The sequence below is a fragment of the Pseudoalteromonas sp. BSi20495 genome, assembly GCF_000241185.1.
In the GTDB taxonomy this organism is placed as follows: Bacteria; Pseudomonadota; Gammaproteobacteria; order Enterobacterales; family Alteromonadaceae; genus Pseudoalteromonas; species Pseudoalteromonas fuliginea.
Map to the genome: position 1 here is coordinate 1 of NZ_BADY01000019.1, position 11,474 is coordinate 11,474.

Sequence of the window (11,474 nt, forward strand, 5' to 3'; positions counted from 1 at the left end):
TTCGCTTTGTGGCGCTTCATTAACGACTGGCTCAGTACCTTCATTTGCTTGTGCTGTCTTTTTTAGCTTTAGCGCGTGCAATAGCAGCGGCAACGGCGGCTTTTTTGTCATCAACAGGTGCTTCGCTTTGTGGCGCTTCATTAACGACTGGCTCAGTACCTTCATTTGCTTGCGCTGCTTTTTTTAGCTTTAGCGCGAGCAATTGCTGCAGCCACTGCTGATTTTTTTATCATCAACAGGTGCAGTATCGGCTGATTCATCTGTTTGAGATTTTTGATCTTTATATTTTCTAGCTTGTTCTTTACGTAGCGCGCGTTCTTTTGCGACTTCACTATTATCAGGTTCTAATTCCGCAGATTGATCACCGAGCTTTTTAGCTTTGGCGCGGGCTATAGCGGCAGCAACAGCTGATTTTTCATCGCCATTATCTGATTTGTTTTTAACGCGGGCTAAAGCATCAGCTACTTTTTGTTTTTCGTCAGCCGATTTAGCAGCAGGTTTACGTTTATGGCGGTTTTGTCTTTCTTCTTGCTCGCGATCTAGGCGCTCTTTACGTGCATCAAAACGCTCTTTTGCGCGATCAGCTTTAATTTTATCAGCCTGTTGTTCTTTTATTTCCACTTTGGCGACACGGTAGTACTGCACAAGTGGGATTTCACTTGGGCAAACATAGGCACATGCGCCACATTCGATACAATCAAATAAATTGTGTTCTTGTAGTTTGTCGTATTCTTTTGACTTAGCAAACCACTGTAATTGCTGTGGCAATAAAGAAGCAGGGCAGGCATCAGCACACGCACTACAGCGTATACAGGCTTTTTCAGGGCCGGGTTCTGCTAGCTCTTTATGATCAGGCGCTAAAATACAGTTAGTTGTTTTAACTATGCCAATCCGCACTGTTGGCAGAGTAAAGCCCATCATCGGGCCGCCCATAACAACGCGTTGCTGTGGTACAGGTGAAAAACCTTGGCAATCAAGTAAATGTTTTATTTCAGTGCCAAGTAGTGCCCACACATTACCAGGTTTATGGATAGTATTACCTGTTACAGTGACTACCCGTTCAATGAGTGGCTTACCTTCGTACACAGCTTGCTGCACGGCAAACAACGTACCTGTGTTTTGTACAAGTACGCCAATGTCAGCCGGTATGCCGGCGCTTGGCACTTCACGATTAGTGAGTAGCTTAATAAGTTGTTTTTCACCACCCGATGGGTAAATAGTCGGGACCGTTTGCACAATTATTTTTTCGTTATGCTCAGCCGCCTTAGTCATAGCAACTATCGCTTCAGGCTTGTTATCTTCAATGCCCACAATACACAACGCTGGATTTAGCAGCTGTTGCATGAGTTCAAGGCCTTGAATTACCTCAATTGCATGCTCACGCATTAAGGTATCGTCGGCTGTAATATAGGGTTCACACTCAACCGCATTGACTATCAAAAACTCAATTGGTTGCTTTGTGTCAGCTTTTACATAAGTAGGAAAACCTGCGCCGCCCATACCGCTAATACCGGCTTGATGAATTATATTTACTAGTTCGTCGTGGGTAAGCGTTGTTGGATTATTAATTGGGTTAAGTGCCACCCATTCATCTTTACCATCTGGTTCAATAACAACACTCAGCTCTGGTAATGCAGAAGGATGCGCAGAAGGCATTGGTGCTATATCAGTAACAATCCCCGAGCTTGGGGCATGTACAGGCACTGACCAGTTTGCAGCAGGGGAGGTTAGAGCTTGGCCTTTAAGTACACGTTGTCCTTTTTCTACAAGCAGCTTACCGTTTGCGCCTATGTGTTGCTTTAGCGCCACTACGAGCTTATCGGGCAATGGTAGGCGCGTAATGCTAGCACTATTAGAGAGTGATTTTTGTTGTGGTGGGTGTATGCCGCCAGGAAATGGCCAAACAACCCCTTTTTTTATTTGTTCAAGTAACTTATCCACTCAAACCTCTAATCTATTTGTGTAACAGGAATAGCATCTAGCTGCCATTTCCAGTTTTGTTTAGTTTCGGCTACAGGCAGCATATCAATGCAATCTACAGGGCAGGGCTCAACACATAAATCGCAGCCAGTACATTCATCAATTAACACCGTGTGCATTTGGCGAGTCGCGCCTAAAATAGCGTCAACAGGGCAAGCCTGAATACATTTAGTGCAGCCAATACATTCGTCTTCGCGAATGTAGGCTACCGTTTTTATTGGCTCTGCTTGTTCGCCGCCGGCAAGTGGTTTTTCATCAACTCCCATTAAGCCGGCAAGCTTTTTCATGGTAGCTTCGCCACCCGGTGGGCATTTGTTTATTTCATCGCCATTGGCAATTGCTTCAGCATAGGGGCGACAACCTGGGTAGCCACATTGTCCGCACTGGGTTTGCGGTAAAATGGTGTCTATTTGCTCAACAATGGGATTGCTCTCTACGCGAAATCGTATAGCCGCAAATCCTAAAATCAACCCAAAAACCAGCGCTAACGAGCCAAGCGCAATTAAGGCATAAAACAAGGTCATATTAAAATTTCACTAATCCGGTAAAGCCCATAAACGCCATCGACATCAATCCTGCGGTTATCATGGCAATAGAGGCGCCTTTAAAAGGAGTGGGTACGTCAGCTGCTGCTAAACGTTCACGTAATGCTGCAAATAATACCAGCACTAACGAAAAACCAACCGCAGCGCCAAAACCATACACTGCCGATTGTAAAAATGAGTGATCTTCTTTGATATTTAGTAAAGCGACACCTAATACAGCACAGTTAGTGGTTATAAGTGGTAAAAATATTCCTAATAATCGATATAGGGTTGGGCTGGTTTTACGTACCACCATTTCGGTAAATTGCACCACAACGGCAATTACTAAAATAAAGCTCATTGTGCGCAAAAACTCTATGTCGAGTGGGATTAAAATATACTGATTCACTAAATAACTGGTGACGGAGGCGAGCGTAAGCACGAAAGTGGTAGCCAAAGACATACCAATAGCTGTATCAAGTTTTCCTGATACACCCATAAAAGGACATAAGCCTAAAAATTGTACTAATACAAAGTTATTAACCAGAACAGTACCAATCAATAACAAGACATATTCAGTCATGCGAGCCTCACGCTATAAAAATCCTGTGTATTATCCTTTTTTCTGGTGTGATTAACAACATATGCAGTGATTATCATTTAAATAAACAATATTAATTTAAGGGGTAATAACAAAGATGTAAAAATACTGTGATTCGTATGTAACCTGAGCTCTGGATAATAAATCTATCCCGAGCAAGTAAATTAAGCACTAACTGCGTTGAATTTACTTGTATATAGGCTGGCTATTAACGTGTAAATTCGCCTAGTTTTCACTGAAAATCTCTGGCTAGAGAAAATAAATTTAAATATCACCATGGCTCAATACGTTAGTAAATCCCTTAACCAGTGTTCAGGTTATGTAATACCAACCTGCATAAATCTTTGATCAATTTAACGAATTAAATTGCACTATAACGTCGTTAAAAATTTTTTATTTAGAGCAACTTGATACAAAAACTTTAGCCTAGTTCTAGCGTAATTTTCTTAACGTTAAACAGACCCCATACATAAGCAGATTGGTATAGTATTCATTTTACTTTGCAGTGTTAGTGGTGCCACCAAATAACTGTACTACGATTTACAAAGCAAAAAAGAGCAACAAGTGCTCTTTTTAAATTAGTCAATGTTGCTTAATTGGTTTAGATATCTTTAGGTTTTTCTATGTAATAACCTTGCACGCCATCTAAGCACAAGGTTTCTATAATATGTTTTTCTTCTTGGCTCTCAACACCTTCGGCAAAAACATTAACACCAATGCGGTGGGCTAAATCGACCATTAAGCGCATAAAGTACTGATTGTTTTTATCATCTTCTAGGCCGCGAGTATAACTGGCATCCATTTTAATAAAGTCAGGTTTTAAATCGCGGAAAAACTTAAATGAGGTTAAACCAACACCAAAACGTTCAACAGTTACACGTGCGCCCACTCGGTGAACCATATCAATAAAGCGCTTACTTGCTTTAATATTTTGTTGTAAGCCGAACTCGCTCACTTCAAAAATAAGTTTTGATGCAATATGGGTATCTTTTAATAAGCGACGCTCTAACCAAATTACAAACTGATCGTTATGAGCGCTTGAAGCCGTGACATTTAAACCAAAATATTTTTCAGAAAGGTTACGACTTTTAACTTTTTCAAGTGATGAATCGATAATTAATTTATCTATATCAACTGCCATACCAAGCTTTTCAGCCATAGCTAAAAATGAAGCTGTAGGCAGAACTTGATTATCTTCTGTTTTAAAGCGAACTTGAATTTCAGCGTATGCTTTAATACTTTTACCAAGCGGCATAATATTTTGCATAACCAAATGAACTCGTTTGGACTCAATAACCTCGTTAATCACTTTACGCCAGTTTTGATTACCAAACCCAGCACTTACATTATTTACAAGATCGGATTCACGCTGTACATGCCATGCATTAATTTGCTTAGACTGCGCCATACTCATCGCATTATCAACAACTGAGAGAAGTTCGCCTAACGGCTTACCCTTTTCATAACCAACAATACCGGTATTAGCCACTGAGCTTAATTCTTGATTCTGCTGATATTGAGTGAAACGAGATTGTAAGTTTTCGCCAAAGCGTTCGGCTTCTTTAAGTGGTATATGGGGAAGTACAACAGCAAAATCAGAACTATTTAATCTAAATAATTGACTGCCAGCATACGTGCCACTTATATGTTTAATTATATCAGCCACACCCTTTACGTACTCATCACCTTTTTGATAGCCACGGCTTTGATTTATTGCTTGCAGCTCACTACAGCGAATCATTGCTAATGAACCAAAAGTACTTTGTTCGCTATTTTCAATATTTTTTTCGTAGTACTCAACAAACATATTACGATTACCTAGCGCGGTAATTACATCTTTATATGCTTCGTGTTTAATACTAAGCGCTTCACTTTGTATATATTCATTTTTTGTTTTAAGAAAGTGCGATAAGCGGTTAAAACTTGGTACTAAATCTTTTCCTAAGCTTTTCAGTTTAGAGCTATCTAGCACTGTTTCTAATTCACCGGCTTGGTTTTGGTTAATATAAACATCGATAACGTCAGAGACGGTCATGCTGATACTTTTATTTAGTTGATAAAAAATAGATTGCATCAAAATAATAGGAATAATTACTAAAACAGCGGAAATAAAGATAATAATAAAAAGTGATATTTGAAGTTGTTCAGCTAAGTGTTGAATATTAACTGTAAATTCAACTTTTATATCTGCAGCCTTATTTACCGCAAACTGCGGTCGGGCAGAGTTAAAAATAGACTGTATAAAATCTGCAAATAGTGGCAGGTCAATAGGGGAGTTAACTTTAAATACTTCTGCGCCTTGGTAATCTCGTAACGTAAAGCTTGAGAACGTTTTACCATCAGCCAATGATTTTTTTAAATTTTGTACTAAATTATCGTCAAAAGAAAGGTCGTTTATATAGTTGGTAACGCTAGCTTGCGCATTTTTTTGAGCTTCACTTACTGCATTATCAAAGCTTACCGAAATGAAATAGCTTCCAGCTGCAACACATAATAACCAAGAAATTATTTGTATAAAGATAAGTTTTTTAAAGCCAGCCATTTTTTCAGTCTTTTAATAGTTCAAAAGGGAAGGAATGAAATCCTGATTAGTAAATCAGAGCAAATTATTAGCGCGATTTGTTTTTTTATTTATAAAACAGAGGGTAGTGGAATTTAGAATGAATGTCTATCAATGTCTATGAAATTATTAGAATTGGCTCCCCCTCCCCGACTCGAACGGGGGACCTGCGGATTAACAGTCCGTCGCTCTAACCAACTGAGCTAAGGGGGAAGCGTCTTGCCTTTCAACGGGGCGAAATATTAATGACCGCGCCGCAAAGTGTCAACATATAAAAGTTATAAATTTAAAAAAGGTGGTTATTCGTTGTTTTTATGTTCGATCTGCGTGTTTTGTGACTTCATTTAAAGAACCTTTTAAAAAATAGAGTTACGATTTTAGACGATATGCCGATTTTTGAGATCGCCTTCCTTAGTTCTTTGAGCAAATAAAATACAATGTTAAACCGCTTAGCTGTAAAAAACACGCACAAAATATAAAAAGTAACGTTTGTATTTTTTATTGTTGGTCTGTTTTGTCAAAAAAGTAAAAGTTTTAAATTGATTTTCGATAATCACAGAAGTGAATTATTTTTTACAACTTATATGTACGATGGTGATTATATTGTCAGAGCTCAAAAATAATACAATCAATACGTTGCGTTATACTTTCATTTTTTTCACAAGAATATAATCAGGTTAATAAGGCAATTTATATGTCGAGATGGTTTTTGCTCTAAAACCAGAAAAACGCGATAAATTGAATATTTGTAATAAGTCAGATCTGAGTGAAAAAAGCATCACTCTAAAAGCCTTTGTAAATGCGGGCTTGAATGAGTTATCCACGGTTTCTGTGGATAACTCTGTTTATGAAACTTTAAGAACATCAGCGGCACCAGCATTTTAGAGTGCTACAACGATTTCAAGCTTTTAAATCACTATTTTTATTTCATTAAAAAACAACAGGTTACTATTATCAATTTAAATCATCTAACTCGATGAGAGAATTTTTTCGTTACGATAAAATAAAGCATGTCTTTGTGTGAAAATGCATCAGTAATGAACGGGGGTTTGTAAAGAAAAGTAACTAAAATGTGTTTTAATTGTTTTTTGGCGGCTTAGTGCTTAATTTTAGCAAAAATATCTAAAAATAGATCTTTACTGTTTTGTCGAATAGTTAGTTTTATGTTTCCTTCAAATCTGTTGATAAATCCGTGGCTTGAATTGTCTTGATGCTTTAAAATGGTCTGCTCAGTAAAAGAGGCTTATTTATTTCATGCGCGCAATTTCAAAAACTCAGACTCGCCCAGATTTACTAAACGATCCTATCTTGCCTACATTAAAGACCATGACCATTCCGATGATTTTTGGCATGATCACGTTAATGATGTTTAATATTGTTGATACATTTTTTATCAGCTTATTAGGCACAGAGCCATTGGCTGCAGTTAGTTTTACGTTTCCTGTTACGTTTACAGTTATTAGCTTAGCCATTGGGTTAGGTATTGGTACGTCGGCAGTTATAGCTAAAGCTTTAGGTAGCAACAAAATAGATGAAGCGCGTTTTGACGCAAGCGTCTCAATATTGGTTGCTTTTGTTTTAGTGCTTATTTTATCGTTTATTGGCTATTTGCTAATCGACCCCATATTTACGTTATTAGGCGCAGGTGAGCAGGTACTTCCTTTAATACACGAATACATGAATGTATGGTTTATCGGTAGCGTATTTTTAATAACCCCAATGATTGGTAACTCGGTACTGCGTGCCAGTGGCGATACTAAAACGCCCAGTATTGTAATGGGCGGGGCGGGGCTTATAAATGCGGTTCTCGATCCTATGCTTATATTTGGTTTTGGCCCTATTCCTGCGTTAGGTATTCAAGGTGCCGCTATTGCAAGTGTAATAGCATGGGGAGTTGCTGTTGTTATTATTTTATATTTACTAATAGTAAAAAAACGGTTGTTGAGTTTAAAAGCCGGGTCGCAAACGGTGGTAGGCGCTATTCGTAAAATATTAAAAATAGGTTTACCCGCCGCAGGCGCAAACATGTTGACCCCGGTTGCAATGGCTGTGATGACCGCTATGGTTGCACATCACGGACCTGAAGCCGTCGCCGCATTTGGGGTAGGCAGCCGGATAGAATCTATAGCCAGTATTCTTGTACTTGCTTTGTCGATGACATTACCCCCGTTTGTGAGCCAAAACTTTGGAGCGGGTAAATTATGCAGAGTAAAAGATGCTTATATTGGTACCTTAAAATTTGTGATGATTTGGCAATTTGCTATTTATATTTTGCTTATTGTTTTTTCAGGCTTTATTAGTCAAATGTTTGGTAAAGAACAAATGGTAATTGATGTGATAAAACTCTTTATTTACACCATTCCGTTTAGCTACGGTTTGCAAGGGGTGATCATATTATCTAATTCTTCGTTTAATGCTTTACATAAACCAATGAATGCACTGTTTTTAAGTACTATTCGTTTATTTGTTTTTTACCTACCGTTTGCTTATATAGGTAATGAGCTAGCTGGTTTAATTGGATTATTTATTGGTGCGGCACTGGGTAATTTATTTACTGCAATGGTGGCATATAAATGGTTTATGAAAGAGCTCGATGCGTTGAGCAGTCAATCATTACGGGAGTGCAATAGTTGAGCGATCATTTTCAGTTAAAATCACATTTTAAGCCAGCAGGCGATCAGCCTACCGCGATTAAACAACTGTGCGAAGGGTTAGAAGCGGGGCTTGCACACCAAACCTTATTAGGTGCTACGGGTACAGGTAAAACCTTTACCATGGCTAATATTATTAACGATTTAAATCGTCCAACAATAATTATGGCGCACAATAAAACGCTTGCTGCTCAGTTATATGGTGAGATGAAAGAGTTTTTCCCTAAAAATGCCGTTGAATACTTTGTATCGTATTACGATTACTACCAGCCAGAAGCCTATGTTGTATCAAGCGACACATTTATCGAGAAAGATGCTTCGATAAATGAGCATATAGAACAAATGCGTTTAAGTGCGACCAAAGCACTGCTTGAGCGCCGCGATACCATTATTGTGGCATCGGTATCGGCTATTTATGGTTTGGGTGACCCTAAATCATACATGAAAATGATGCTGCTTTTAAAAGTCGGGGAAAAAGTCGATCAACGCGATATGCTACGCCGCCTCGCCGAAATACAATACACCCGTAACGATGTAGATTTTAGCCGTGGTACATATCGCGTGCGTGGCGAAGTGGTCGACATATTTCCTGCCGAGTCAGATACCTATGCCGTACGCGTAGAAATGTTTGATGACGAAATAGAGCGCTTAAGTATTTTTGACCCGCTTACTGGTGCTATCGAAAAGCACATAGTACGCACCACTATCTATCCAAAAACACACTATGTTACCCCGCGTGAGAAAATACTCGGGGCTATCGATAAAATACAAGAAGAACTAAAAGATCGAAGAGCGCAGTTACTCAGTGCTAATAAATTAGTAGAAGAGCAACGCGTAACACAGCGTACGCAATACGATATAGAAATGATGCGGGAGCTAGGTTATTGCTCAGGCATAGAAAACTACAGTCGCTATTTATCGGGTCGCACGCCAGGCGATCCGCCGCCTACGTTGCTTGATTACCTCCCAGACGACGCATTAATGATTATTGATGAATCGCACGTAACCGTATCGCAAATTGGCGCCATGTACAAAGGCGACAGAAGCCGTAAAGAAAACCTTGTTGAATATGGTTTTAGAATGCCCTCAGCAATGGATAACAGGCCGCTGCGTTTTGAAGAGTTTGAAGCCATAGCACCACAAACTATTTATGTATCGGCAACGCCTGGCGACTTTGAGCTAGAGCGTTGCGTAGGCGAAATTGCTGAGCAAGTAATTCGTCCAACAGGGTTGCTTGACCCACTTATAGAAGTGCGCCCGGTAGGGGATCAGGTTGATGATCTTTTATCAGAGATTTATAAAAGTGTAGAGAAGGGCGAACGTGTACTTGTAACTACACTTACAAAGCGTATGTCTGAGGATTTAACCGACTATTTAAGTGAGCATGGCGTAAAAGTGCGTTACTTACATTCAGACATTGATACGGTAGAACGAGTTGAAATAATTCGTGATTTACGTGCGGGCGTGTTTGATGTGTTAGTAGGCATTAACTTACTTCGGGAGGGCCTTGATATGCCAGAGGTGGCACTTGTTGCCATACTTGATGCAGATAAAGAAGGCTTTTTACGCTCAGCTCGCTCTTTGATACAAACTATTGGCCGTGCTGCACGTCATTTAGATGGCCGCGCTATTTTATATGGCGACAGAATTACAAAATCAATGGCAAAAGCCATGGACGAAACTGCGCGCAGACGCGAAATTCAACATGCTTACAACGTTGAGCACGGCATAGAGCCTCATGCTCTGGCTAAAAAAATACTCGATGTAATGGATGTAGGCGAAGAAGCCGGCCCTAAAGACAACCTTAAACTTATTCGTAAAGAGTCTAAAAAGGTACTTAGTGCGAAAGAAATTGCTGTGAAAATTAAGCAGTTAGAAACCAAAATGCATGCATACGCAAGCGACCTAGAATTTGAAAAAGCGGGCTCTGTTCGCGATGAAATACATGAACTACAACAACAGTTGATTAATTAAAAATGACAGCAAACTTTACTCCTCTTATTACTGCGCTTGAAGACGCGCCAATTTTAAAAAATGAACTGTGTCGTGTTTTTCATGGCCGAGGCCATAGCGTCGAAGCGTTAAGTCATATTAATTTAGACTTTTACCCGCCCAGTTTATTTTTGGTTTCGTACGACGAAATTGACGAGCAAACACTAAGCGAGCTTACCGATGTTGTGTGGCAGTGGGCACAAAAAAACCAGCCAGAGCTTATTAGCTCACTTGTGTATCAGCAACGCGCTGGCGTACAAAGCCAAAACACCGTGGTTTATGGGCAATTACCTAACCCGCATGTTGTAACTGAAAACGGCATTCGTTTTTTGGTTGATTTACAGAGCCGTCAAAATACCGGAATATTTCCCGATATGCGCAGCGGCCGTGAGTTTGTAATGGCCAACAGCAAGCATGGCAAAGTGCTTAATTTGTTTTCGTATACATGTGGGTTTTCGCTTGCAGCCATGCAAGGCGGGGCAGATCATGTAATGAACATGGATATGAGCAAAGGCGTACTTAAAGTCGGCAAGCAAAACCATCAGCTAAATGGTTTTGAGCGCGGCGTAAGTTTTTTACCTCACGATATTTTAAAGTCGTTTGGAAAACTAAAAAAAGCAGCCCCGTTTGATTTAATAATAGTTGATCCGCCAAGCTTTCAAAAAGGCAGCTTTATATTAACTAAAGACTATCAAAAAGTGCTGCGCAGATTGCCAGAGCTACTTTGCGATACCACACAATTGTTATTGTGTGCTAATAGCCCAGAGCTTAGCGAAGAGGCGTTTAAAGCATTAATAAACGAGCACACCCAAGGCGCAATTGAATTTGTTGAGCGCCTAGCCCCCACCGAGCGTTTTATTGAAGTAGACAGCGACAAAAGTTTAAAAGCGCTTGTCTATAAAATGTCACAAATATCTGCTTAAATGAAGCTCAGTAAACGCTTAACTGCCATTGATACATTAATTTCGCAGCATCACGATATTATTTGGGATTGTTGCTGCGACCATGGTTATTTAGGCATGGCGCTATTAAAGCGCGCAGCTGCAAGCCAGGTTATTTTTGTAGATATAGTCGCCACTTTAATGAACGATTTAGAAGCGCAATTATCATCTATTAATAAATTACAAAAAACCTGTGATAAAAATCCGCAGTGGCAGGTCTTATGT

General features: G+C 39.6%; 9 protein-coding genes and 1 tRNA gene. 4 read left to right on the plus strand and 6 right to left on the minus strand.

The features are described 5' to 3' along the window. Positions 1–40: 40 nt before the first annotated feature. The 6 genes from P20495_RS22760 to P20495_RS16930 form a co-directional block, all read right to left on the minus strand. Entirely contained in the window at positions 41–202 is a 162-nt protein-coding gene (locus P20495_RS22760; protein ID WP_008134167.1) for a hypothetical protein, read from the minus strand. After that, complete coding sequence (gene rsxC / locus P20495_RS16950) at positions 190–1,941, minus strand: electron transport complex subunit RsxC (RefSeq protein WP_008134168.1); 1,752 nt, start codon at positions 1,939–1,941, stop codon at positions 190–192. Before rsxC ends, P20495_RS22760 begins: the two co-directional genes overlap by 13 nt. An 8-nt stretch (positions 1,942–1,949) precedes the next feature. Beyond that, positions 1,950–2,504, minus strand: a complete 555-nt coding sequence (rsxB, locus tag P20495_RS16945) for an electron transport complex subunit RsxB (RefSeq protein WP_007379057.1) — start codon at positions 2,502–2,504, stop codon at positions 1,950–1,952. Between the two features lies 1 nt (position 2,505). Then, positions 2,506–3,087, minus strand: a complete 582-nt coding sequence (gene rsxA, locus P20495_RS16940) for an electron transport complex subunit RsxA (protein WP_008134172.1) — start codon at positions 3,085–3,087, stop codon at positions 2,506–2,508. Between the two features lie 619 nt (positions 3,088–3,706). Then, positions 3,707–5,647 carry an EAL domain-containing protein gene (locus tag P20495_RS16935; RefSeq protein ID WP_008134174.1) on the minus strand — a complete coding sequence of 647 codons (1,941 nt, stop codon included), beginning with the start codon at positions 5,645–5,647 and terminating at the stop codon, positions 3,707–3,709. A 154-nt stretch (positions 5,648–5,801) separates the two neighbouring features. After that, positions 5,802–5,878 (minus strand) — tRNA-Asn (locus P20495_RS16930). Between the two features lie 1,041 nt (positions 5,879–6,919). On the opposite strand from P20495_RS16930, the gene P20495_RS16920 reads away from it, so the two are divergent. The 4 genes from P20495_RS16920 to P20495_RS20110 all read left to right on the plus strand — a co-directional run. Next, the gene (locus P20495_RS16920) at positions 6,920–8,299 is read left to right on the plus strand and encodes an MATE family efflux transporter (protein ID WP_007378929.1); all 1,380 of its coding nucleotides are present in this window, start codon (positions 6,920–6,922) and stop codon (positions 8,297–8,299) included. Continuing rightward, positions 8,296–10,290: an excinuclease ABC subunit UvrB gene (gene uvrB, locus P20495_RS16915; RefSeq protein WP_008134179.1), complete on the plus strand. Its 1,995-nt coding sequence runs from the start codon at positions 8,296–8,298 to the stop codon at positions 10,288–10,290. Before P20495_RS16920 ends, uvrB begins: the two co-directional genes overlap by 4 nt. 2 nt (positions 10,291–10,292) lie before the next feature. After that, a complete protein-coding gene (locus P20495_RS16910) occupies positions 10,293–11,231 on the plus strand; it encodes a class I SAM-dependent methyltransferase (protein ID WP_008134181.1) in 939 nt (312 codons plus the stop codon). Then, the coding region (locus P20495_RS20110; protein ID WP_033015072.1) for an SAM-dependent methyltransferase at positions 11,232–11,474 on the plus strand (243 nt) is incomplete at its 3' end. It abuts the gene before it with no gap.